This window comes from Nonlabens ponticola (genome assembly GCF_003966335.1).
Taxonomy (GTDB): Bacteria; Bacteroidota; Bacteroidia; order Flavobacteriales; family Flavobacteriaceae; genus Nonlabens; species Nonlabens ponticola.
Genome location: NZ_CP034549.1, coordinates 1,592,293 through 1,616,303, shown reverse-complemented (window position 1 = coordinate 1,616,303; position 24,011 = coordinate 1,592,293). Strand labels below are relative to the sequence as shown.

General features: G+C 40.1%; 21 protein-coding genes. 14 read left to right on the top strand and 7 right to left on the bottom strand.

Annotation, left to right across the window (positions count from 1 at the left end):
* Positions 1-2: 2 nt before the first annotated feature.
* On the bottom strand, positions 3-4,400 hold the full coding sequence (locus tag EJ995_RS07315; protein ID WP_241234610.1) for a translocation/assembly module TamB domain-containing protein: 4,398 nt from the start codon (positions 4,398-4,400) through the stop codon (positions 3-5).
* Positions 4,401-4,508: 108 nt separating this feature from the next.
* Between EJ995_RS07315 and tsaD the strand changes: the two genes are divergently transcribed.
* Together tsaD and EJ995_RS07305 are read left to right on the top strand one after the other, a co-directional pair.
* Complete coding sequence (tsaD, locus tag EJ995_RS07310) at positions 4,509-5,525, top strand: tRNA (adenosine(37)-N6)-threonylcarbamoyltransferase complex transferase subunit TsaD (protein WP_126447101.1); 1,017 nt, start codon at positions 4,509-4,511, stop codon at positions 5,523-5,525.
* On the top strand, positions 5,525-6,238 hold the full coding sequence (locus tag EJ995_RS07305) for a 16S rRNA (uracil(1498)-N(3))-methyltransferase (protein WP_126447099.1): 714 nt from the start codon (positions 5,525-5,527) through the stop codon (positions 6,236-6,238). Before tsaD ends, EJ995_RS07305 begins: the two co-directional genes overlap by 1 nt.
* Here the strand turns inward: EJ995_RS07305 and EJ995_RS07300 are convergent.
* On the bottom strand, positions 6,219-6,968 hold the full coding sequence (locus EJ995_RS07300) for a DUF1223 domain-containing protein (protein ID WP_164549889.1): 750 nt from the start codon (positions 6,966-6,968) through the stop codon (positions 6,219-6,221). The genes EJ995_RS07305 and EJ995_RS07300 overlap by 20 nt on opposite strands.
* Before the next feature lie 97 nt (positions 6,969-7,065).
* Here EJ995_RS07300 and EJ995_RS07295 point away from each other — a divergent pair, with 97 nt between their 5' ends.
* The 7 genes from EJ995_RS07295 to EJ995_RS07265 all read left to right on the top strand — a co-directional run bounded on the left by EJ995_RS07295 (position 7,066) and on the right by EJ995_RS07265 (position 12,887).
* Complete coding sequence (locus EJ995_RS07295) at positions 7,066-7,719, top strand: DUF4159 domain-containing protein (RefSeq protein ID WP_126447095.1); 654 nt, start codon at positions 7,066-7,068, stop codon at positions 7,717-7,719.
* Positions 7,720-7,726: 7 nt separating this feature from the next.
* On the top strand, positions 7,727-8,827 hold the full coding sequence (locus EJ995_RS07290; RefSeq protein WP_126447094.1) for an AI-2E family transporter: 1,101 nt from the start codon (positions 7,727-7,729) through the stop codon (positions 8,825-8,827).
* 3 nt (positions 8,828-8,830) lie between these two features.
* Positions 8,831-9,997: a class I SAM-dependent methyltransferase gene (locus EJ995_RS07285; protein WP_126447092.1), complete on the top strand. Its 1,167-nt coding sequence runs from the start codon at positions 8,831-8,833 to the stop codon at positions 9,995-9,997.
* A gap of 1 nt (position 9,998) precedes the next feature.
* The gene (locus EJ995_RS07280; protein WP_126447090.1) at positions 9,999-10,682 is read left to right on the top strand and encodes an SIR2 family NAD-dependent protein deacylase; all 684 of its coding nucleotides are present in this window, start codon (positions 9,999-10,001) and stop codon (positions 10,680-10,682) included.
* 2 nt (positions 10,683-10,684) lie between these two features.
* Positions 10,685-11,245, top strand: a complete 561-nt coding sequence (locus EJ995_RS07275) for an adenylosuccinate lyase (protein ID WP_126447088.1) — start codon at positions 10,685-10,687, stop codon at positions 11,243-11,245.
* A 66-nt stretch (positions 11,246-11,311) separates the two neighbouring features.
* Positions 11,312-12,646, top strand: coding sequence for an adenylosuccinate lyase (gene purB, locus EJ995_RS07270; protein WP_126447086.1), 1,335 nt, complete (start codon positions 11,312-11,314; stop codon positions 12,644-12,646).
* An 85-nt stretch (positions 12,647-12,731) separates the two neighbouring features.
* The gene (locus EJ995_RS07265; RefSeq protein WP_126447084.1) at positions 12,732-12,887 is read left to right on the top strand and encodes a YqaE/Pmp3 family membrane protein; all 156 of its coding nucleotides are present in this window, start codon (positions 12,732-12,734) and stop codon (positions 12,885-12,887) included.
* Positions 12,888-12,928: 41 nt separating this feature from the next.
* Here EJ995_RS07265 and mazG read toward each other — a convergent pair whose 3' ends face one another.
* On the bottom strand, positions 12,929-13,705 hold the full coding sequence (gene mazG, locus EJ995_RS07260) for a nucleoside triphosphate pyrophosphohydrolase (protein WP_126447082.1): 777 nt from the start codon (positions 13,703-13,705) through the stop codon (positions 12,929-12,931).
* A 150-nt stretch (positions 13,706-13,855) separates the two neighbouring features.
* Between mazG and EJ995_RS07255 the strand changes: the two genes are divergently transcribed.
* Positions 13,856-14,602, top strand: coding sequence for a thioredoxin family protein (locus EJ995_RS07255; RefSeq protein ID WP_126447080.1), 747 nt, complete (start codon positions 13,856-13,858; stop codon positions 14,600-14,602).
* A 3-nt stretch (positions 14,603-14,605) separates the two neighbouring features.
* Here the strand turns inward: EJ995_RS07255 and EJ995_RS07250 are convergent, their stop codons facing one another.
* From EJ995_RS07250 to EJ995_RS07240, 3 genes are all read right to left on the bottom strand, one after another.
* On the bottom strand, positions 14,606-15,469 hold the full coding sequence (locus tag EJ995_RS07250) for a hypothetical protein (protein ID WP_126447078.1): 864 nt from the start codon (positions 15,467-15,469) through the stop codon (positions 14,606-14,608).
* Positions 15,470-15,538: 69 nt separating this feature from the next.
* Positions 15,539-17,002, bottom strand: coding sequence for an AAA family ATPase (locus EJ995_RS07245; protein ID WP_126447076.1), 1,464 nt, complete (start codon positions 17,000-17,002; stop codon positions 15,539-15,541).
* 140 nt (positions 17,003-17,142) lie between these two features.
* Positions 17,143-18,282, bottom strand: a complete 1,140-nt coding sequence (locus EJ995_RS07240; RefSeq protein ID WP_126447074.1) for a vWA domain-containing protein — start codon at positions 18,280-18,282, stop codon at positions 17,143-17,145.
* A gap of 199 nt (positions 18,283-18,481) precedes the next feature.
* Here EJ995_RS07240 and EJ995_RS07235 point away from each other — a divergent pair, with 199 nt between their 5' ends.
* Positions 18,482-19,018, top strand: a complete 537-nt coding sequence (locus tag EJ995_RS07235) for an inorganic diphosphatase (protein ID WP_126447072.1) — start codon at positions 18,482-18,484, stop codon at positions 19,016-19,018.
* Between the two features lie 95 nt (positions 19,019-19,113).
* On the top strand, positions 19,114-19,821 hold the full coding sequence (locus EJ995_RS07230) for a hypothetical protein (protein WP_126447070.1): 708 nt from the start codon (positions 19,114-19,116) through the stop codon (positions 19,819-19,821).
* Here the strand turns inward: EJ995_RS07230 and EJ995_RS07225 are convergent.
* Positions 19,793-20,251 (bottom strand): MauE/DoxX family redox-associated membrane protein, encoded by a 459-nt coding sequence (locus EJ995_RS07225; RefSeq protein ID WP_126447068.1) that lies wholly within the window; start codon positions 20,249-20,251, stop codon positions 19,793-19,795. The two genes, EJ995_RS07230 and EJ995_RS07225, sit on opposite strands and share 29 nt — an antisense overlap.
* 224 nt (positions 20,252-20,475) lie before the next feature.
* Here EJ995_RS07225 and uvrA point away from each other — a divergent pair, with 224 nt between their 5' ends.
* Positions 20,476-23,307 (top strand): excinuclease ABC subunit UvrA, encoded by a 2,832-nt coding sequence (uvrA, locus tag EJ995_RS07220; RefSeq protein ID WP_126447066.1) that lies wholly within the window; start codon positions 20,476-20,478, stop codon positions 23,305-23,307.
* 9 nt (positions 23,308-23,316) lie between these two features.
* Positions 23,317-24,006 (top strand): LOG family protein, encoded by a 690-nt coding sequence (locus EJ995_RS07215; RefSeq protein ID WP_126447064.1) that lies wholly within the window; start codon positions 23,317-23,319, stop codon positions 24,004-24,006.
* Positions 24,007-24,011 lie beyond the last annotated feature (5 nt).

Below are 24,011 nucleotides of genomic sequence, written 5' to 3'. Positions count from 1 at the left end.
TCCTATTTCTCAGTAGGCTCTGTAATGAATTCTTCTTCAGTCTCGATTTTCTTTCTGGCAGGTTCTTTAGTTAAGGTCTTATAGAAAACCTTTTGATACAGTTCTTGCAAGCTGTTAAAGTCAATACTGTATTCAAGGCCTACACCTTGTGCATATCCTTCTTGTTGGCCTATTTGCTGCAGTGCATTTTCCCTATTGAAAATCTTGAGGCGCAGCGATCCAGTTTGATTGAGTAGGAATTCAATTTCTACATTACCTATAATGGCACGCTCTGTAGCGGTAGTACTACCTACGGGAACACCTAGCTTACCGTTAATGAATACACGATCGTTTATTTGAGTTGTCAGCGTGATACCAAATCGATCTGACCGCTGAAAATCACTATTAGGATTACGCTCTGATGCTTCATAAGTTACTCCAAAGTCCAGCCTACTATCACCACTACTTACAATATCGTTCACGATACTGGAAACACTTTCTACAATATTACCAGTAACAGCATTTTGACCAATACTATTTGGATTGTAAAAAGAACCTGAGGTAACTAGAGATAAAGCTTGTAGCTGACGTTGCGATTTATCTTCCAGTCGGTATTGAAGTTCTGATTTTACAACACTATTTGCATTAGGGAATGTGATTTCAAACTCTGGATCAAAGAAACTCAGGTCACCTTCCAGTCTAGTGATTACCTCAACCGGTATCTGAGCATTCAAGTTAGGGTTGTCTAATAGTACAGATGGATTAGCTCTGGTAGCATATGATGCACTCACATCGATATTTGCATTAGTCGGGTCACCATTCCAGTCAACGGTACCACCGGGCTCAATGATAAATTCCTTGTTTACCAGACCTGCATATTTGAAGTTATAGATACCTTCGGTAACGATGAAGTCACCGTTCATGACAAACTTACCGTTAGTATTGATCTCTAAAAGTAAATTACCGTAACCGCTACCTCGCAAGTAACTACCATTTGTTGGATCAACGGTGATTTCAACCTCGGCTGTTGGTGTTACCTCAAGATCAAATCTTAATTCAAGACCACTGACATTATTTATTTTGATTGGTTTTCCTGATAATCTGGCTGCCTTTTCTTCTGGACTCAAAAAGTATATCGCAGAGGTATCGCTTAACGATTCACCGTCATCAATTGGGATTTTAAAAATGGTTCCATCACCAGTAGTCGCTGTGACATCAATAAACAGTCCTGTAGTTGGACCTGTGATGGTAGCTCGTCCGTCAATGAAGGCAGTACCATAGTAAAGCGATTCTTCAGTAAGTTCAGTATCAAGAACTAATAATCGATCTGATTCTAATGCTAGATCTAATTCCCAGAATCCAAAGTTTACATGATTGATCGAGCCTGATAAAGTTCCTGTGGTATTATATTTTGTATCACGCAAGTTAATGGTACCAAAATCAAAACTATTGCTAGTGATTTGCACGGTCTCGTTATCTTCAAAATCAAAGTCTGTATTAAGGTAAGGAACTCGCAGTCCTGCCTCGCGCAGTTTAAGCTCACCTTCTACATCTGGCTCAGTCAGTTTGCCTTTGATGGTCGCTAGACCACTGGCAAATCCACGTATATCGTCGATTACGATACCACCTAGCGGACTTAATGCGACTAGATTGAATTCATCAAATCTAGTTTGCACATCAATGGTAGAATAATCTCCAGATGTATTAATAAAGCCAGACGCGCTCATCGTACGTGACTTGTCATTTTTGAGTTGGGCATCTACATTAAACTGGCTTAGATCCTCATTTCCCTCAACCAGCAAATCAAAATCGCCTAGTGGTGTATTATTGACCTCAAAATCACTGATGCTAAAGTTGCTGGAAGGTGCATAGTTTCCAGCTATCTGTTTTAGGTTGACATCACCATCGATTCTACCGCGCATCTTAAGGCTGTCAATGGGTGCTGTGAGACTCGAGATGCGCACGCCGTCAAAGTTTAGGCTAACGTCTTTAGTCTCTTTTCCTTCAAGCATACCAGCTACAGTAATTTTTTCATTAAGATGCTGTAGCCTGAGTGTGTCCAGCTTGAAATTGGTAAAATTATTATCAAAAGTGAGCTTAACGTTATCTGCCGCTGGATTGATGACCCATTTTTTACCTTGATATTTTAAATCACTTTTACGTATTCCAACGACCGATTTGTTCTCATCATTAATCGTGTGGTAAAAACTCAGGTTGTACTTATCTGTGTCTCGCTGCTCGCTAGCAAACTCAGTACGGAAGAGTAGCGTATCCTGTTTAGTAACATTGATGAGTTTAAAATCATTCAAATCATAAACACCGTTGTTTACGTCATCAATCTTAATATAGGTGTTGAATAAAGGATTTTGGTTATTGACCTGAACATTTACTTGTTTAAGATCTAGGTCGAATATCTTGATACGTGGTGTTCTAAAGGTCATTTTGAACTGTGCCTCATTACTTGCAACCTGGCCTTTGAGAATTGTGTTTTCGCCTAGAGCTATATCAGGAAAAATCAAATCCACGATCTTATCATAAATCTTGAATTCATAATCCAGAAACTGATCCTGTGTGATGTTCTCAGATCGATAATTAGTGTACACATTACCGATACTATTCTTAAATAATTCTGGAATCTCCTCAATCTTGAACTGACCAGAAACCTCACCTTCAATGATGTCCGGCGAGTTAATAGTGATCAACCTATTGTCATCTTGAAAACTACTCTCAATGGCAAAATCCTCAAAAAAGTAGGTGTCGTTGTCGTTGCGATAACTAGCATCGGTAAAGTTGATCGTCCCTTCGGCATCATTGATTGTGGTGCCATGCATATCAATCACGATATCACCTTTAACAATTGCAGTAGAATCACGGGTGAAAATGTTTGTGGCACGCAAATCTGCATAATCGATGGAGGCCTTGAAGTCATAGGTATTGATCTCATTAGATACATCTACCAACCCATCAAAATCTAACTGCAAATTAGGATCGTTCACAACCAGCTTTCCATTAAAAACCGGTTTGCGTAAGTCTCCATCAATTTTCAGGTTCCGATAGACATAACCATTATATTCAAATTGTGAGATCTTACCATCCAATGATAATCTGGCTGTGTTAGGATCAAATCCACGACCAGTTACATTAAGGTTGAGCGATGTTTTGCCCAATGATTTGACATCAGTCAGTGACCTTAAATTAAGATTATTGGCTCTTATATTTCCTTGATAACCTATGGCGCTAGAACCTATTTCCGTCAACCGCAAATCTGTACCAAAGCTACCCTGACGCGTATTTCCCGACAATCGACTTACCACGGTATTTCTATCTACAAGTCCATAACCGTGGGCATTTACAGCTCCCAATTGGTTGAGACTATTAGGTAATCTAGTCCCTAAAATATTAGGAAGCAACGTCTTTAAATCACGGTTACTTACCTGTAATTGATTAAAATCACCGTCAATTACAAATTCCTCATTATTAATAATCAAGTTTTTAAAACTCATATCGCCATCGATATTCAAATCGTTGAGCGCCTGCATTCTTAATCCATCGACCTTAAAATCGTTGAGCGTACCAGTCATGAATCCAGTTACCTGAATATCTTCATTTGCAACGAGCTCATCATAAAAGATCCTGATATCATTGGTAGTAACAAAAGAACCTTCTTGTATGTCAAATGTCCATTCAACCTTCTCAACAAACTGTGCAAAATCCTCTCGTGTGTAGTCAAACTGCAAATCTCCTTTTACCAGAGAACCGCGAGTCTCAAGCCTCAAGTCTCCAGCTTTTATTTGTGATGGTGAGTAATAAAAGTCTGCGGCCAGATCCTTAATCTCCATGCCTTGACCGCCGTTGCGAGCGCTCACCGCGTCAATAGACATGGTGAAATTTGCTTGCTGAATATCTGCAAATATTTGAGAACCATCAATTTTGAAGTCACTTGCCTCAATATTGAAATCACGTGCGCCAAAAAGCAGTGGATACTCGTTGTTCTCGTCGATAATACTTATACGACTGTTGGTGATATTCACGTCGCCAGTGGTCAAAGTAAAAGGTGGCGCATCAGGATTGGGTTCCTGTGCAAACTTGCGTAAGAAAGATGTAAGATTATCGCTCTCATCGCCTTCATAACGCTTCATATTAAAATAAAGGCTGTCAATAGTCACATCTCCTATAATGGGATTAGGCGTCAATAAAGTTGAGAAACTGGCAACGCTTGAGGATAAGGATTGGAAGGAGAAAATAGTGTCTTGACGCTCATCAAGCGCACGAGATCTTAATAATTCTATATCACCAGAGTAAGTAATCGCTACACGATCGATGGCAACATCGACGTCATAAGTATCATTCAAGTATCTAGTCAAACGCTTTGCGGTCGCCGTTTGTACGCTAGGGAATGAAAAAGCCACCACTAGGATCACAAATAATGCGATGAATATCAGGAGAATCCTGCCCAGTATTTTAAAAAGCTTTTTAATAATAGATCATTTACTTTTGCAAAGATTACCAATTTCTAGGCGCTAACCGCTATGCCACAGCAATTTTCATACCTACTTGCCATAGAATCTTCTTGCGATGACACCTCATGCGCGATTCTCAAGAATGATCAAGTATTATCAAACGTTACAGCAAGCCAAAAAGTGCATGAACAGTACGGTGGTGTTGTACCAGAGCTCGCCTCAAGGGCACATCAATCTAATATAATTCCTGTTGTAGATCAAGCGATTAAAAAAGCAGGAATATCAAAAAGTCAACTTTCCGCAATCGCTTATACTCAAGGACCTGGACTTATGGGTAGTTTACTGGTAGGTAGCAGCTTTGCAAAATCGCTATCTCTCGCGCTGGACATTCCTCTTATTGCAGTGCATCACATGCAGGCGCATATTCTCGCTCATTTTATTGATAGTGGTCAAGAAAAACCTCAATTTCCTTTTCTTGCATTGACAATAAGCGGTGGTCACACTCAAATTGTGAAGGTAAACGACTATCACGATATGCAAGTGATAGGCAGCACGATGGATGACGCAGTAGGTGAAGCATTTGATAAATCAGGTAAACTTATGGGACTAGATTATCCTGCTGGTCCTATGATAGATAAGCTTGCGCGAAAGGGAAATGCCAAAGCCTTTAAGTTTCCCATACCAACTGCTCCTGATCTGGACTATAGTTTCAGCGGTTTTAAGACCAGCGTCTTGTATTTCTTGCAGAAGCAGACGCAAAAGGATCCAGACTTCATCAAGAACAACCTAGAAGATTTGTGCGCATCCATTCAATATACCATCATAGAAATACTTTTTCAAAAACTGGACAAAGCAGTGAAGCAAACTGGTATCAAGCAGGTTGCGATAGGTGGTGGCGTGTCGGCGAATTCTGGAATAAGGGAGCGACTACTGGCCAAACGAGAAAAAGGATGGAAGGTTTTTATGCCACCTTTTGAATACACCACAGATAACGCTGCGATGATAGGTATTTCTGGTTATTTCAAATATTTACAAAAAGATTTTACTGACCTTTCAAGTACTTCTTCACCTAGAATGTCCATGTAATGCAGCTCTTTTATTACCCACAGGCATCACGAGATGTAAGCAATTTATCTCTAGAAAAGGAGGACACGAGACACATGACAAAAGTCTTGAGAAAAAAAGCTGGTGATCAAATCAATATCACAAATGGTCTAGGAGATCTATTTAACGGCAAGATAGATAGTATTACTTCTAATCGTACCGTGATAGAATTGACTCATATAAAGCACGTCTCACGACCTCAACCTGAACTGCACATTGCCATTGCACCTACCAAGATGAACGACCGAATGGAATGGTTCATTGAAAAAGCAACTGAAATGGGTATCACCACCATCACTCCTATTCTATGTGAGAATAGTGAGCGCCGCAAGATCAATGTAGAGCGATTTGATAGGATAGCGATAAGTGCCATGAAACAATCTTTGCAGTTTCACAAACCAGTAATCAATAAGCTGACTAGCATTGATGAATTTTTAGAAATTCAAAAGCTTGGAAATCGATTTATCGCACATTGTGAGGATCAGGATAAAACTTTTATTGATGATGCGCTGGAAGTGAATAAAGATGCATGCATCCTTATAGGTCCAGAAGGAGATTTTTCAACGCAAGAAATAAAGAAAGCTATAGAATCAGATTTTATTCCCATAGCTCTGGGTAATAATAGATTACGCACTGAAACCGCAGGCATCTATGCCGTAACTGCCTTTAATTTGATCAATAAGCATCGCTCATAGCCGCGCCCACGATATTGAGATCATCATCCTGCAAAATGATTGCTATACGATAACTTCCATTTAGATCATCTGGTAAATCAAAAGTTATATTAGCATTCGTTGAATTTAACGCCTTGCGATCAATGACGATATTTGAATTGATTAATTGTTTTTGCGCATTTTCTCCACGCGTCACCTGAGTAACATGTTTGTCCAGCACTGCAAGAGCATATGCTTGTTGATACTTAGGTGCTTCTGTTAGATCTATTTGAGCGATAAGTTGATTGGATTCTCGGGACACCTCTGGCTTTGTCAATAAATCAACCATAGACTTTGAATTCAAATTCTTTTTTAATTCAATTGACTTTGAACCTACAAACTCTTTGCTGCCATTAACCACCATTTGAGGTGTGTAAACACGAGATCTCAATGCTTTAGCATAATTGCGTTGGTATGTAGAGAATTGAGAATCGCTAAATTGATCTTTCCATCCCAACCTATTCCAGTAATCTACATGATAGCTCAAGGCAATAACGTTTTCCTTATCCGTTATAGTTCCTAGTAATTTGTCTGCTGGTGGGCAGCTACTACAACCTTGCGAGGTAAATAATTCAACAACTTGAACCACAGGTTGCGAGACAATTGAATTATCTTGGTCATGGTTTTCATTATGTTGAAACGCCAGTATTCCAAATGCACATAGCATAGAAATAATGGGCATCAAGGTTCTAGTAAGTGGTTTATAAGCCATAATTAAAGAGAGAGATTTACTTGGTTGAGCTAAATGTAAAAAACATGTTGAACTTATTTCAAGATAAATCAACATAATTTTAATAATAAATTAACAAATGTCAATTTTGAGTAAAACTTTTTTATTTTTTGTAATCATGTTGGCTTGCAGCATGGTAAGCGCTCAACAATTTGCGGTACTCAAATATGATGGCGGTGGCGACTGGTATTCAAATCCTACCGCGGTTCCCAATTTGATAGAATACTGTAACGATGTGCTGGAAACAAGCATTCAAACACAAGTTGATATTGTAACGCCGCAAAGTGCACAAATATTTCAGTATCCATTTATTCATATGACAGGTCATGGTAATGTTGTATTTGACGATCAACAAATAGAAAATCTGAGAAAATATCTACTAAGTGGTGGTTTCTTACATATCGATGACAATTACGGTATGAAGCCTTTTTTAGAAAAAGAATTGGTGAGATTATTTCCTGACCTGCCTTTACAAGAGCTACCAGCCTCACATCCCATATTTAACAGCTACAAGAATTTTCCTCAAGGATTACCTAAAATTCATGAACACGATGGAAAAAGACCACAAGCATTGGGAATATTTAAGGATAACAGGCTATTACTTTTATTTACTTTTGAAAGCGATCTAGGTGATGGCTGGGAAAGTCCAGAAGTTCACAATGATCCACCAGAGGTGCGACGCAAGGCTCTAGATATGGGTGCTAATATTGTGAAGTACGTTTTTACCAACTAACTGCTGTATGAGCAAGAACATTACGCCGCGTATAATCGCCTTTGGCCTACTTAGGGCACTTCTTGTCATTGCTGGTGTATTTGCATTGCTATGGTTTTTATATGAAATACAATCGGTTCTATTATATATAGGTGTTGCTGCAGTCGTTTCATTGATAGGAAGACCTATTGTCCTATTCTTAAGGGACAAGCTCAATTTCCCTAATACGCTAGCTGTTATTGTGACGCTGTTATCGATATTTTGCATCATCGTCGGTATTATTTTATTAGTGATACCTATAATTACAGAGCAAAGTGAGAACATTTCTCGTATAGATGTAGAACAGGTCAAAGAGCAACTAGAGGTTCTTAATCAGGAAATAAGCAACTACTTTGGTATTGAGCGCGTCAACGTTTTAGACAGAATAAAACAGCAGGAGTTCTATAGAAATTTTGATATGGAGATTGTCCCAACCTTTGTGAATGGATTCTTTGGTACACTAGGAGAATTTACCATTGGCTTATTCTCCATTTTATTCATTTCATTTTTCCTACTTAAGGACAGTCGGTTGTTACTTGAAGGTGTTTTGGTTTTTTCTAAAAAAGGAAACGAAGGTCAATTTTTAAGAGCATTTACTAAAATCAAGCAACTGCTCTCTCGATATTTTATCGGCCTCATATTTCAGGTCCTTATTCTTTTTGTTCTCTACAGTGTTATTCTACTTGCCTTGGGCGTAGAAAATGCAGTCATAATTGCATTCTTCTGTGCGCTGCTTAATTTGATACCCTACCTAGGACCTGCCATTGGCGTACTGCTAATGGGTGCATTTGTAATAAGCGATAACCTAGGAGCCAACTTTACTGAGGTGATCTTACCCAAATTAATTGTGGTAGGAATAGGTTATGCCATCATCCAGCTCATTGATAATTTTCTCAATCAGCCGCTCATTTTTGGTAAGTCTGTAAAGTCTCATCCGTTAGAGATATTCATTGTGATTCTCATTGCTGGATTACTGTTTGGCGTTATGGGATTAGTGCTGGCAATCCCAACGTACACAGCTATCAAAGTGATTTCTAAGGAATTCTTGAGCGAGTACAAGATCGTAAAGAAACTTACACAAGACCTGTAAATCATGAACAAGCTGTTGCTACAGCCTAAGGTACGCACCTACTTAATGGATCATCTGCATACTAATGTTGCAGATTTCATTCTCAAATCGCACCCTTTTGAAGAAATATCTAGCCAGGAATTAGCCCAACAACTTTTTGGCTTGCAAAAGGCTCGCAAGAAATTGCCCGAGTGGTTTGAAAATAAGAATATTCTGTATCCACCTAAAGTCAATCTGGAGCAAAGCAGTTCGAGTACTACCGCGATCTACAAATCCCAAATAGCCAGTGGTGAGTCCATGATCGATGTCACTGGTGGAATGGGTGTTGACGTTTATGCTTTCGCGAAAGCTTACAAATCAACCATCCATTTAGAACTCGACGAGCAATTGCAAGCATTGACGGCTCATAACCTAGAGGCACTAAAAACAAACACAAAAAGTTATCACGGCGACGGCATAGAATTCTTAAAAAGACTAGACAAGCAAGTGGATTTGCTATACGTCGATCCCAGCAGAAAAACAGCGGCAAGTTCCAAAGCAGTGTGTTTGCAAGATTATGAACCCAACATCATCCAGCACGCCGATCTATTACTGCAAAAGGGTAAGAAGATCCTGATTAAAACATCACCCATGCTGGATATCACAGCAGGTATGAAAGAGTTACAATATGTAGCAGAAATTCACGTCGTTGCCGTTAAAAACGAAGTCAGGGAATTGCTATGGCTACTGGATCCACAGGCTATAAAATTGATCTACAAGGCAGTAAATCTAGAAACAAATCAATCACCGTTTGCTTATGAGGATGATCTAGACATAGATATTGCTTTTTCAGAACCTAAAACATATGTGTACGAGCCCAACGCGGCCATCATGAAGCTGCAGGCATTTGCTCAGGTGGCACGGCAGTTTCAAATCGATAAACTAGATCAAGACGCGCACCTATTTACCAGCGATAAGCTCATCGACTTTCCTGGACGCTGCTTTGAGGTTATGGAAGTGCTACCCTTCAAGCCTAAGGAAATCAAACGCAAATTCCAGAAGCAGGCATTTACCGTAGTGACAAGAAACTCGCGACTCACGGCCAACCAATTGCGAGCGAAATATCAGCTCAAGGAAGATGCAAAAAATTATCTATTTTTCACGAGCTCAAAGTCCTTAGGAGCTATCGTCATTAAAGCCATAAGAATCTAACATGAAGAAAGTCGTCGCACTTACAGGAGCAGGCATCAGTGCCGAAAGTGGTATCTCGACCTTTAGAGACGCCGATGGTTTATGGGAAGGCCACGATGTCATGGAGGTAGCATCACCACAAGGTTGGGCAGCAAATCCTGAACTTGTTCTAGATTTTTATAATAAGCGACGAGCGCAACTTAAGGAAGTAGAACCTAATGAAGCGCATTACTGCCTAGCAGCACTAGAACGTAATTGTGACGTTCATATAATTACCCAAAATGTAGATGACCTACACGAGCGTGCTGGCTCAACTAATGTTATCCATTTGCATGGTGAGCTTCTCAAAGCTCGTGGCACCAAAGACTTGAATACAGTGGTAGATTGGGTTGATGATATAGCGATAAGTGACAAGGCTACTGATGGTAGTCAGCTGCGACCACACATCGTTTGGTTTGGAGAAGATGTACCCATGATGGATATTGCCATTGACACGATCCATGATGCAGATATTGTGATAATCATAGGCACCTCACTACAAGTATATCCAGCCGCTGGTTTGATGCATTACGCACCATCGCATGCCATGACATATCTCGTTGATCCTAATCCTTGTTTTGCAGGAAATGAGCATCTCAAAGTTATTGTACAAGCAGCCACTCAAGGCGTTCCTAAGGTTTGTGATATGATCACGATGGAATTCTAGTCATGGATCGCCGAGAACTCTACAATCGCCTAGAACCGCTCAAAGCTTACAAGGCAGATCGAGTCGATCTATGCAATCTAGTGGTAGAATATCATCAGATTCCTGAGCTCATTGAGTTTTGTCATCCCAAACATGACGTTTCGCATCAAGCCTGCTGGGTACTGGAACAAGTATTCCTACTCCATGAGGAAAAGTGTTTACCACACTTAGGCTCACTGATTAATCTCTTTGCCTTGCCTATCAACCATTCAGGTATGCGATCCTTGCTCAAAATCTCATTGCTTATATGCCAGCAATTTTATCATAAAAAATCAAGCCCTTATGATGAGCTTCTTACAATAGACATGCGCGCAACGCTGCTCGACGGTTGTTTTGGTGAATTAATTGCAGCAACAGGAAAGTCGGCTAATTTGATATTTGCTACCAAGTCGCTGTATTTATTGGGACAAGATTTTTCATGGGTTCACGAGCAATTGCCAGACGCGATTGAAAAACATCTTGATAATCCAGATAATAAAGGATACCGCAGCGGTGCTATTGCCATCATTAAAAAGCTGGAATAATAGTACCTATAGCACGCACATTTTGATTGACAAACGTCTATTTTTGTGCGCTTTAAAGTTATAATCATGTCTTTACAAGCTATTTCTCCCATCGACGGTCGTTATCATTCAAAAGTTAGTGATCTATCCCAGTATTTTTCTGAGGCCGCACTCATAAAGTATCGTGTACTTATTGAGGTTGAATATTTTATAGCTTTAAGCGAAAGCGGAATTTCCCAACTACAACCTCTCGACCCACAAACTCAAGAACAACTTAGAGACCTTTATAACAAGTTTAGTCTTGAAGACGCTCAAAAGATCAAAGACATCGAGAAGATCACTAATCATGACGTCAAAGCAGTTGAGTATTTTCTCAAAGACCAGTTTGATGCGTTAGGACTGGCGAAACATAAAGAGTTTATCCACTTTGGACTTACCTCTCAAGACATCAATAATACAGCGATACCATTGAGTATTAAGGATGCCATGCACGAGGTTTACCACAACCAGTTGCAAGAAGTGATTGACAGGCTGGAACAACTTGCGGCAGACTGGAAAGATATCCCCATGCTGGCGCGCACGCATGGTCAACCAGCATCACCTACGCGATTAGGCAAAGAGATTAACGTGTATGTAACTAGACTTAAAAAGCAGCAGGAAAGCCTGCATCAAGTACCGCATGCGGCAAAATTTGGTGGTGCTACAGGAAATTATAATGCGCATCACGTGGCTTTTCCACAGGTGGACTGGAAGGATTTTGGTACTCGATTTGTAGAAAAGCAATTAGGCTTATCGCATAGTTTCCCGACTACTCAAATTGAGCACTATGATTTTATTGCTGCGTTATTTGACAACCTCAAGCGTATCAATACCATTTTATTAGATCTAGACAAGGATATCTGGACCTACATAAGCATGGATTACTTCAAGCAAAAGATCAAGGCTGGAGAGATAGGTTCCAGCGCGATGCCACACAAGGTGAATCCGATTGACTTTGAAAATAGTGAAGGAAATCTAGGTATCGCCAATGCGTTGTTTGAACACCTTGCAGGCAAACTACCTATCTCAAGATTGCAACGCGACCTAACAGATTCTACCGTGTTGCGCAACGTTGGTGTGCCACTAGCTCATACCATCATTGCCTTTAAAGCAACGCTTAAAGGATTAAACAAACTATTACTCAATGAGGAAAAGATTGCCGCAGATCTTGAGAACAATTGGGCTGTAGTTGCAGAGGCCATTCAAACGATCTTGCGTCGTGAGGCTTATCCCAATCCGTATGAAGCGCTAAAGGAACTTACTAGAACGAATGAAAAAATCACGGCTGCGAGCATGTCTCAATTTATCGATCAGCTGGATGTGAGCGACCAACTGAAGATTGAGATGCGTGCCATAACGCCTTCAAATTTCACTGGTATTTAATCGTTAATTCTAGCCCAATTCCCAGATAGTTAACGATTAACGATGATGGTTAAAATTATTTTCACCAAAATCTAAAACATCAACCATGGGAATTATTACCATCATCTTGAACATCATATTACCACCTGTGAGTGTAGCGCTCAATAAAGGATTAGGTAAGGACTTCTTAATCAATCTACTACTTACCATTCTAGGGATTATTCCTGGAATTATCCACGCATTTTATGTGACGTCAAAGTAGGATGATAAACAGCATAAAAAAAGACGCCGGATGGCGTTTTTTTATGGTAGTGACTTTGCCTCATTCCAGAATACGTCCATTTCATCCAGCGTCATATCGCCCAATTTCTTACCTAACTCGCCAGCTTTTGATTCAAGGTATTGAAAGCGTTTGATGAATTTTTTATTGGTGCGTTCCAGCGCATCTTCTGGATTGACGCCTAGATGCTTGGCGTAATTCACGAGTGAGAATAGCACATCGCCAAATTCGGCCTCAATAGCGTCCTTGTCGCCTTTATCTACTTCTTCTTGTAATTCCTCTAGCTCTTCTTCAAGCTTTTCCTTTACCTGTTCTGGATGTTCCCAGTCAAAGCCCACGCCAGCTACCTTGTCTTGAATTCTGGAGCTTTTTACCAGGGCTGGCAAACTTTTGGGCACACCTTCCAAAACACTTTTTTTACCTTCCTTCAGTTTTAACGCTTCCCAATTTTGCTTCACTTCTTCTTCATTTGCCACTACTACATCACCATAAATGTGCGGATGCCTAGAAACCAATTTATCGCAAATGCCATGAGCAACACTAGCGATATCAAAGTCATTAGTTTCTGAACCGATCTTTGCATAAAACACGATATGCAACAACAAATCACCCAGCTCCTTAGGTATTTCCTCCATATCGTTATCCAGGATCGCATCGCCTAGTTCATAGGTTTCCTCAATGGTCAAATGCCTCAAGGATTGTAGGGTTTGCTTTTTATCCCATGGACACTGCTCTCGCAACTCGTCCATGATCGTCAATAATCTATCCAGCGCTGCGAGTTGCTCTTTACGTGAAGCCATCTTGTCATTAGATTTTAAGGGTACATTATAGGTTGTAGATTGTTATCCCGTATTTTTGGGTGTCAGCTTTCGCGAAAGCATAATCCCAAACAATCTACATCACACCATTTGTGGTATAAAATTAGCAGTCAAAAGTTCAAACAACGCATCATGAAGCACATAGTTTTATCTTTTTTATCACTATTAGCCCTAACAAGCGCTCAAGCGCAAGACTACATTACTGACGATCAAGTCGAGAGTAAAATAATGGCTCAAGATGATGAGTTAAAGGTGTTTTATTTTACTGCGACCTGGTGTGGTCCATGTAAATACATGAAGCCGTTTATTGAAAGTACCGCGGCAGACGAGAACGTAGACGCTACGATTTACCGTATGGATATTGATCAAAATATCACAGATAATGTAATGGAAGTACCAGGCGTGCCTTCATTCTTTTTTGTGAAAAACGGTCAGGTATTGGGTCAACATACAGGTGCTATTCCAGAGGCTGATTTTAGATCCATGATTGATAAAAACAACGAGTTGCCCTTATCTGGCGAGTACCTACAGTACAAACCAGTACCGTCGCAATATCAACTGGTCGCTGGCTCACACAAGAAATTGACCAAGCGCAACCTAAAAAAATTGTGGCATAGTCCTAAACAACTCATGACCACGGCTATGTCTATTCATAATAACCTGAATGATGCTCGTGATTTAAAAGCTGCCCTGGTACTTGCTAATAGATCTAATGAGATTGCTCAAGAAGGTATGAAAATGCATTTAATTGCTGCCCTTGAATCGCGTCTGGGCAGAAAGAAGGATGCTCTAGAAACTGCCAAAAACGCCAGAGAACAACTATTGCAAGAGAATCAATCAATAGTGGAAATCAACAAACTGATTGCGCAGCTCTCATAATATTTACTGTACTAGTCGCTCGATGAACGATTCATAGCAAGAGGTCACAGCTTCCTTATTTGATGGATCCTGCTGTTCCATGATGATGCAATCATAAAACATCTTGCTTTGCTCGTTGGGCGTGATACTCTTGAGATACTTTGCCTCTTGAATAAATGGCTGCGCACCTAAATGGGACGCTAGAATAAATCTATAATTTGCAATGGCAGGAATTCTCGTGAATGGTTGCTTGATATCTTCCATGATCTTGTAGGCTGCCTCATATCCATGGGTCTTTTCTAGTGCAACAGCTTGGCTTAGAATTGCAAAGGCCTTCTCTGCTCCCTTTTGAAAAGAACGGTTCTTTTGCATATTGCGTATAGTGATCTTACTATTCTGGCCTAGGCTATATGCTTTGGAAACATCATACTGGTTGACAATCTTGTAATCGCCACTAGCATCCTGCTGCACGTACAACACTAGATAGGTGAACAATCGCTCACCAGATTGATTTATCAAGCGATAAAACAGTTTAGACACTTGCTCGTCTTGATTTACGGCTAATAATTCTAGAAAAAGTCCACGCTGCTGCATCTCACTGAGGACAAACCTATTCGTTTCATCATAATATTGCATCACCATGCCTATGACATAGGATTGCGCTCGCTTATCAAGATTAAAAAATGGTTGACCCAATCGTTTTGAGAATTGCCTGTGGTCAAACAAAGCAATCAAACTATCTGGCTCGTTATAATTATAATGGTTTGCTATCTCGACACCTACATCTTCTAGTTTGAGATCTATTTTATCATCGCCAGGTGCAGTATCTTTTTGTTTGCATGAAATGAGTAAAAACAGGACTAGAAAAAGGAAGTAATTGATTCTCATAAAAGTAAAAACAGGCCACAAGAATAGTAAATTCCTGTGACCTGTTTTATAAGATGACAACGATACCTATTAAATGCCTTTTACAAAATCGCTGTATAAGTCGTTGAACTGATAACCTTCAGTAAATCGTTTCTTGCTTAATTTATCAAGTTCCACAAGAGCCCATAAGATGAACTCTTTGTAGAAATAGCGGTCGCTCGCAGGTACTTCTGGCTGATATTTTTGTATCAAATCCTCAAGTGGCGTCACTTGATCCAGCAGCTGTTTGTAATCACTATCGCTTAATTCATCCAGCAGTTCAACGCCATCATTATTGAAGAACCACTCAACTAGTTTGTCATACGGTGTTTCCTCGTCTGGCTTTTTAAGTTTCTTGATTTCTGGAAAATACTGAACAAACAACGTCTTAATGGCTTCACCTATCAACTCGTTTGCTACAAAGGCTGCACCTTCTTGCTCCCCTTCATACACCAATTCAATCTTACCAGTAATCGCAGGAATGATTCCCGTAAAGTCTGAAAACCTGATGGTAGTTTTTTCATCTCCATTGATGAGCGATCGACGCTCTGCGGTGCTCAGTAAATTTTCATATGCGGTGATGCTCATACGAGCACTCACGCCACTTTTTTCATCCACATACTCACTCTCACGCGCGCTAAAGCTTATTTGCTCCAAAATATCTTGGGCTAGCTCTGGCACATAAATACTTTCTTTAAGTCGAGCATCGTTACGCGCCTCTTGTTGAGTGATGGTTTTAGCTATCTCTATGGATTCTGGATAGTGCGTCAAGATTTGGGAACCTATACGATCCTTGAGCGGTGTCACGATGCTACCGCGATTGGTATAGTCTTCTGGATTTGCAGTAAATATAAATTGCATATCCAGCGCTAGCCTCAATTTAAAACCACGTATTTGTATGTCGCCTTCTTGTAGAATGTTGAATAATGCTACCTGAATTCTAGCCTGTAGATCTGGTAACTCGTTGATAACAAAAATGCATCGATTAGCACGTGGTATCATACCATAGTGAATCACGCGATCATCAGCATAACTTAATCTTAGATTAGCTGCTTTAATTGGGTCAATATCTCCAATCAAATCTGCCACTGTAACGTCTGGTGTGGCGAGCTTCTCATAGAATCGATCGTCACGATAAAGCCACGATATAGGTGTGTCATCTCCATGCTCGTCAACTAATGCCTGTGCAGAACTAGATAACGGCGCAAGTGGATCGTCGTGGATCTCACTCTCTGTAATATATGGAATGTATTCATCCAGTAATCCAGTCATGAGACGTGCCAAACGTGTTTTTGCCTGTCCACGCAATCCTAATAAGTTGATGTTGTGTCGTGATAAAATAGCTCGTTCCAATTCTGGAATTACGGTATTTTCATAACCATGTATTCCTGTGAATGATTCCACGCCATTTTTGATATTCTGTTTTAGGTTATCTCTTAACTCGTCCTTTATGGATTTTGACTTCCACCCAGATTTCTTGAGATCTCCTAGTGTTTTAATGCTTTCTATATTCATATTCATTTTGTAAATCTGCATGACTTCGGCTTCGACAAGCTCAGCCTGACATTTTATTTGGTACTGCTGGTTTAAAAATTCAAACCCAATTGATTTTTAACCAATACTCTCATTATCAAATTAGAGCATCAACAAATCAACTACCTCAACCTCTTCTTTCTGTTTGCTTCATAATCCTGGAAGATCATTTCACCTAAACCTTGCAATCCAGTGTAAAATGCCTTGCCTTGATTGGCCTCAGTAAACTCATCTATAAATCTTTGCAGGTAAGGATCGTTTGCAATCATAAAGGTCGTGATAGGAATGTGTAATCTGCGGGCTTGTGCGGCCATTGTGTAACACTTGTCCACAATGTACTCATCGAGTCCATTACTATTTTTATAATACCTGCCATCCTTTAACCGCAAGCAGCTGGGCTTACCATCAGTAATCATGAAAATTTGCTTGTTGGTATTGCGTTTGCGACGCAGTATATCCATGGCAAGCTGCAATCCAGCAACTGTGTTTGTATGATACGGTCCTACTTTTAAATAAGGTAAATCTGCAATCTTAATAGGCCATGCATCGTTACCAAAAACGATGATATCCAGCGTATCCTTAGGATATCTACTAGTAATGAGTTCTGCTAGCGCCATGGCAACTTTCTTGGCTGGTGTGATGCGATCCTCACCATATAAAATCATTGAGTGAGATATATCAATCATGAGCACCGTGCTCATCTGCGCTTTGAATTGGGTATCCTCGACCACCAAATCATTTTCTGAAAGATAAAAATCATCCATACCGTGATTGATCTGTGCGTTGCGCAAACTCTCGGTCATGGAAATACGATCTAGCCCATCGCCAAATCTGTATTCCCTAAACTCGCCCGTATGCTCGTCGCCAGTTCCCATCTTTTTAGTCTTATGGTTACCGCTGTTGCCCTTGCGCATGTTACCAAAAATCTGATCTAGCGCGTGTTTGCGCAATAATTGCTCAGTTTTGGCGGTGATGGTAAAAGAGCTCTCACCGTCACCAGTTCCATCGCTGCCGTTAGGATCAAACTCTTCACGTATGTAACCGCGCTGTTTTAAATCCTCAATAAAATCATCGATAGTATATTCTGGCGTGGTCAGCTTGTATTCCTTATCAAGCTCTCGCAACCAGTCGATCGCCTCGTCAAAATCTCCTGAGGTATGTGTGATAAGCTCTTTAAAGATGTCAAATAGCTTGTCAAAAGGATCCAGTTCCTTGGCACTATAATGCTCAAATTTAAAACCGCTTCTTTCCTGTCTCGTCATATTATAAAGATAGTCGTCACTTGTTGCCTGACTTACAATTCTGGAGGTTTTAACAACTGTTTATGGATAGAGAAAAGCAATCGTGCACGATGATCGATTTATAGGTGTAGCTATTGTTATGGATAGATTTTGTGGTGGTTACGCTTTCGCGAAAGCTTAATATCCTTAAATTTGCCACCCTTTAAAAAATTTGCAGAAGATGAAAACACACCCATGGCACGATATATCGCCTGGAGATAATGTTCCTGAAACGGTTACCGGCATTATCGAGATACCAAAAAATACAAGAGCTAAATATGAGTTAGATAAAGAGTCTGGTATGTTGATCCTCGATCGAGTGATCTACAGCAGCATGTACTACCCGACCAATTATGGCTTTATACCACAAACTTATTGTGATGATAATGACCCGCTGGATATACTTGTATTATCTCAAATTGAGATTGTGCCTATGTGTCTTGTAGAGGCTAAGGTTATAGGTGTGATGCAAATGATGGATGGTGGCGAGATGGATGACAAGATCATTGCTGTTGCTGCAAATGACATGAGTGTCGCGCACTTTAATGACGTGCATGAGCTACCAGAATACTGGCTTAAGGAAATGCGCAATTTCTTTGAAGATTATAAAAAGCTAGAAAACAAAACGGTTGACGTTGAGGATTTTCAAGGGCGCGAGAAAGCCATGGAAATCGTACAGCAATCCATTGTAGATTATAAAGAGAAATTTAAAAAGTAGATTTCTCTCTTCATAATATGAATCTGCCATAAACATCTTGTGGCAGATTTTTTTTGCTTTGATTTACATAACTTGTTACACAAACCATCCTTCTCATGAAAAAACTCTTCTCCTTTCTATGGAAAGCTATTGCAGCAGTCCTAGCAGTTCTTGTTTTAGGTTTTCTTGTCCTCAAGTTGATCTACAACGACGACGTACCTCAAGGAGAAAGCGGTAAGCAAGCTGATGAACTCGCGCTCAAAATGCTTGACGCGCTTAATAGCCATGATTTTGAAAAGGCAGATTACCTAGAATGGACTTTTAGAGGTGTAAACCACTATCAGTGGTATATGCAAGAAAATCAAGTAACGGTCTCATGGGATGACAAAACAGTAAAGCTGAATACCAAAAACCCTGGACAAAGTATTGCAACTCGCAATTCTACAAATCTTACAGGAGAGCAGCTTCAAGAAGCGATTGATTATGCCCTAAAAAAATTTAATAACGATAGTTTCTGGATGGTTGCGCCTTATAAAGTTATGGATCCAGGAACTAAGCGTGAATTGGTAGTAGAAGATGGCGTTGAGAAGCTGCTTATAAAATATACCAGCGGCGGCAGTACACCTGGTGATGCCTACCTATGGGAACTGGACGAGAATTATCGTCCTACATCCTTTAAAATGTGGGTGAGCATCATACCGCTAGATGGTATTGAGGCGCGATGGAATGATTGGTATCAAACCGAAAACGGATATTACCTGGCGAATAATAAGAATGTGTTTGGTATAGAAATACCTATAACAGGTGTGAGTGTGACTCGCTAGATTCTTGAGACACCTTCCACATATTGTAGTAATCTAGTGAGAACTTATTGTAGAAGATTGTAAACAATAGGAAAATCTTGACTAGTAATGAATAGGAATGTGTCAATGCACCATCGAGATCGCCTGTGTAATGAAAAAATACGGTGAAAAATATTCCTATACCTATCGCCCACTTTAAGGCTAGTTTAGTATAAATCCCTGCCAAGATCATTACAGCTAAGAAAAATTCCATAAACGGAACTATAGGAGTCAAATAAGCTAGAAAGGAAAGTCCAGAATCTTCTGGAAAATAAGAAAGTGCCGTTGCCATGAATTGATCAAAATCCATAAAGGCCATGGCGGCATGACTCAATAGGTAAATACCTAGACCTACTCTAGTGATGCCATAGATAATGGTTTTGATATCAGTTCTTAAGTAAAAATTTCTCATTTATTCTTTTAATAGCATTTAAAAATACTTAGAGACGTACGTACGACTTATAAAATAGTTTTAAATCAAGAGGTTATACGCTATAAGACTTAATTAATCGATTAAAGTCATCAGTAGCTTACCGATGACCGAATGAACATAGGTAATATGGTAAGTTTACATTTTAGACTACTTTATAATTCGCATGATTTGATAATCGGTAACTTCGCGCGATTGCTAGAAATATGTCACAAGTAGAAGAATTTATAGAGGTTCAAGGCGCACGAGTCCATAATCTTAAAAATATTGATGTCAACATACCACGTGAAAAGCTTGTGGTAATCACTGGTCTATCTGGATCAGGTAAAAGTTCTCTAGCATTTGACACCATCTATGCCGAAGGTCAGCGCAGATACATCGAGACATTCAGTGCCTATGCCAGACAATTTCTAGGTGGACTGGAACGACCAGATGTTGATAAAATTGATGGACTTTCTCCAGTAATTGCTATTGAGCAAAAAACCACTTCAAAAAGTCCTCGCAGTACCGTGGGAACCATTACAGAAATCTATGATTTCTTGAGATTATTGTACGCTCGTGCCAGCGATGCCTACTCTTATAATACTGGTGAGAAAATGGTAAGTTATTCTGATGATCAGATACGCGACTTGATTATGGAAGAATATGATGGACAGCGCATCAATATACTTGCACCCGTCATAAGATCAAGAAAAGGTCACTATCGCGAATTGTTTGAACAAATTGCCAAACAAGGTTTTGTCAAAGTGCGCGTCGATGGAGTAATCGTCGATATCACCAAGGGCATGAAATTGGATCGTTATAAAACCCATGATATTGAAATGGTCATCGATAGACTGGCTGTTAGTGATGATGAGAACGACCGCAAGCGGCTGGAAGACTCCATCAAGACAGCACTCTACCATGGCAACGACATCGCCATGATCGTACCGCATGGCGAGAAAGAAGGCAGGTACTTTTCTAGAAACCTTATGTGTCCATCGACAGGCATCTCATATCCAGAGCCAGAGCCTAATAATTTCTCATTCAATTCACCTAAAGGTGCGTGTCCTACCTGTAATGGAATAGGTACACTCTTCAAGGTGAATGATAAAAAAATCATTCCAGACACCTCATTATCCATTAAAAAAGGTGGTCTTGCGCCCTATCCTGATAACAAGAAAAACTGGATTTTCAAGCAACTGGAGCTTATTGCTCAAAAGTTTGACTTTAAACTGACAGATCCTTTAGAGTCTGTACCTGACGAGGCAATACAGATGATTCTTTATGGTGGCAAGGATTCATTAGAAGTCAATAGCAAGGAACTAGGCGTTAAACGCAATTACAAGATTGACTTTGAAGGTATTGCAAATTTCATTGAGCAAACCTACAAGAACAATGATAGCACTAGCCTGCAACGCTGGGCAAAGAGTTTTATGGATCGTGTCATGTGTTCTACTTGTGAAGGCAGCAGATTGCGCAAAGAATCTATGTATTTCAAGGTAAATGAGAAAAATATCGCACAGCTGGCCCACATGGATATCGTGCAGTTGGTTGATTGGTTTAATGTTTTGGAGAGTAAGCTTTCGCGAAAGCAAAAACAAATAGCCACTGAATTATTGAAAGAGATAAAAGAGCGTCTACAATTTTTACTGGACGTTGGTCTTGATTACTTATCCCTAAATAGAAGTGCAAAATCATTATCTGGTGGTGAAGCACAGCGTATCAGGCTGGCAACCCAAATAGGATCGCAGCTAGTCGGTGTTCTGTATATTCTTGATGAACCTAGCATAGGCTTGCATCAACGAGATAATGAGAAATTGATCAACTCGCTCGAGAGCTTGCGCGATGTAGGTAACAGCGTGATTGTAGTAGAACACGATAAAGACATGATTGAACGTGCAGATCATGTCATCGATATAGGACCGCGCGCGGGAAAATATGGCGGCGAGATCATTAGTCAAGGAACGCCGCAAGAAATTTTGTCACATGATACCGTTACCGCTCAATACCTAAACGGTAAAATGGAGATCGAGATTCCTAAAAAACGCCGAAAAGGAAACGGTAAGAAGATAAGTTTGAAAGGTTGTACGGGTAATAATTTAAAGAATGTATCAGTTGACTTTCCGCTAGGTAAAATGATTGTGGTCAGTGGTGTTTCTGGTAGTGGTAAATCCACGCTTATTAATGAAACGCTATATCCTATTATGAACGCGCACTTTTTTAATGGTGTAAAAGTTCCTATGCCTTACAAGAGTATCAAGGGTCTGGACCACGCCGATAAGGTGATCGATATTAACCAAAGCCCTATAGGTCGCACGCCGCGATCAAATCCTGCAACCTACACGGGAACCTTCAGTGAGATACGCAGTTTGTTTGCCAAAACTCCTGAGGCGCTGATAAGAGGTTATAAGCCAGGACGTTTTAGCTTTAATGTCACTGGTGGTCGCTGTGAGACTTGTAAAGGTGGTGGCTTGCGTGTTATTGAAATGAATTTTTTGCCTGATGTCTACGTTACCTGTGAGACTTGTCAAGGAAAGCGTTTTAACCGCGAAACACTTGAAATACGTTACAAGGGAAAATCCATAAGCGATGTTCTCAACATGACCATTAACGAGGCGACCGACTTTTTTGAACCTATCCCAAAAATTTATCGCAAACTCAAAACAATAAAGGATGTAGGTCTAGGTTACATTACCTTAGGGCAACAATCAACAACCCTATCTGGTGGTGAAGCGCAGCGTATTAAACTAGCAACCGAGCTTTCAAAGCGCGATACGGGAAATACCTTTTATATACTAGATGAGCCGACAACTGGATTGCACTTTGAAGATATTAGAGTATTATTACAGGTTCTTAATAAATTGGTAGATAAAGGAAATACCGTACTGGTCATAGAGCATAATATGGATGTTATAAAAATAGCAGACCATGTAATCGACATAGGACTTGAAGGCGGTCGCGGCGGCGGTGAGGTGATCGCCACAGGAACACCAGAAAAAGTAGCCAAAAACGAAGTGAGCCATACAGCACGCTTCCTTAAAAAAGAATTGAAGTAGATTGAGAATATGAGAAAAGAAATACGTGAGAAAGGTTGGAATGATTTGAAAACCAACGATAGTTGGGCAACCTTCAAAATATTATCAGAATTTGTAATGGGATTTGAGCGCATGAGCCGAATAGGGCCGTGTGTTTCCATTTTTGGTAGTGCGAGGCTTAAACCAGACAACGAATACTACCAACTAGCGACTGAAGTTGCAGAGAAGATTTGCGAGAATGGTTACGGTGTGATTACTGGTGGTGGTCCAGGAATAATGGAAGCTGGTAACAAAGGTGCACACCTTGCTGGTGGTACATCAGTCGGCTTGAATATTGCATTGCCTTTTGAGCAGCACGACAATCCTTATATTGATAGCGATAAAAGCCTTGATTTTGATTACTTCTTTGCCCGCAAAGTAATGTTTGTCAAGTATTCTCAAGGATTTGTGGTGATGCCTGGTGGTTTTGGTACACTGGATGAATTATTTGAAGCTATTACCTTGATACAGACTAAAAAAATAGGACGATTCCCAATTATATTAATGGGATCAGAATTTTGGGAAGGCCTGCTAGACTGGATTAAAAGCACGCTTGATAAAAAATTCTTTACCATAAGTCCAGAAGATATTGATTTGCTGCATGTCGTGGACACCAGTGATGAAGCTGTTAAGATCATAAACGACTTCTACAATCAGTATGCATTGAGCCCTAACTTCTAGATTAT

Excerpts from the sequence above, each read along its gene's own strand:
- tsaD (WP_126447101.1), top strand. The coding sequence starts at position 4,509 with ATGCCACAGCAATTTTCATACCTACTTGCCATAGAATCTTCTTGCGAT.
- EJ995_RS07305 (WP_126447099.1), top strand. The coding sequence starts at position 5,525 with ATGCAGCTCTTTTATTACCCACAGGCATCACGAGATGTAAGCAATTTA.
- EJ995_RS07300 (WP_164549889.1), bottom strand. The coding sequence starts at position 6,968 with ATGGCTTATAAACCACTTACTAGAACCTTGATGCCCATTATTTCTATG.
- EJ995_RS07295 (WP_126447095.1), top strand. The coding sequence starts at position 7,066 with ATGTCAATTTTGAGTAAAACTTTTTTATTTTTTGTAATCATGTTGGCT.
- EJ995_RS07290 (WP_126447094.1), top strand. The coding sequence starts at position 7,727 with ATGAGCAAGAACATTACGCCGCGTATAATCGCCTTTGGCCTACTTAGG.
- EJ995_RS07285 (WP_126447092.1), top strand. The coding sequence starts at position 8,831 with ATGAACAAGCTGTTGCTACAGCCTAAGGTACGCACCTACTTAATGGAT.
- EJ995_RS07280 (WP_126447090.1), top strand. The coding sequence starts at position 9,999 with ATGAAGAAAGTCGTCGCACTTACAGGAGCAGGCATCAGTGCCGAAAGT.
- EJ995_RS07275 (WP_126447088.1), top strand. The coding sequence starts at position 10,685 with ATGGATCGCCGAGAACTCTACAATCGCCTAGAACCGCTCAAAGCTTAC.
- purB (WP_126447086.1), top strand. The coding sequence starts at position 11,312 with ATGTCTTTACAAGCTATTTCTCCCATCGACGGTCGTTATCATTCAAAA.
- EJ995_RS07265 (WP_126447084.1), top strand. The coding sequence starts at position 12,732 with ATGGGAATTATTACCATCATCTTGAACATCATATTACCACCTGTGAGT.
- mazG (WP_126447082.1), bottom strand. The coding sequence starts at position 13,705 with ATGGCTTCACGTAAAGAGCAACTCGCAGCGCTGGATAGATTATTGACG.
- EJ995_RS07255 (WP_126447080.1), top strand. The coding sequence starts at position 13,856 with ATGAAGCACATAGTTTTATCTTTTTTATCACTATTAGCCCTAACAAGC.
- EJ995_RS07250 (WP_126447078.1), bottom strand. The coding sequence starts at position 15,469 with ATGAGAATCAATTACTTCCTTTTTCTAGTCCTGTTTTTACTCATTTCA.
- EJ995_RS07245 (WP_126447076.1), bottom strand. The coding sequence starts at position 17,002 with ATGAATATAGAAAGCATTAAAACACTAGGAGATCTCAAGAAATCTGGG.
- EJ995_RS07240 (WP_126447074.1), bottom strand. The coding sequence starts at position 18,282 with ATGACGAGACAGGAAAGAAGCGGTTTTAAATTTGAGCATTATAGTGCC.
- EJ995_RS07235 (WP_126447072.1), top strand. The coding sequence starts at position 18,482 with ATGAAAACACACCCATGGCACGATATATCGCCTGGAGATAATGTTCCT.
- EJ995_RS07230 (WP_126447070.1), top strand. The coding sequence starts at position 19,114 with ATGAAAAAACTCTTCTCCTTTCTATGGAAAGCTATTGCAGCAGTCCTA.
- EJ995_RS07225 (WP_126447068.1), bottom strand. The coding sequence starts at position 20,251 with ATGAGAAATTTTTACTTAAGAACTGATATCAAAACCATTATCTATGGC.
- uvrA (WP_126447066.1), top strand. The coding sequence starts at position 20,476 with ATGTCACAAGTAGAAGAATTTATAGAGGTTCAAGGCGCACGAGTCCAT.
- EJ995_RS07215 (WP_126447064.1), top strand. The coding sequence starts at position 23,317 with ATGAGAAAAGAAATACGTGAGAAAGGTTGGAATGATTTGAAAACCAAC.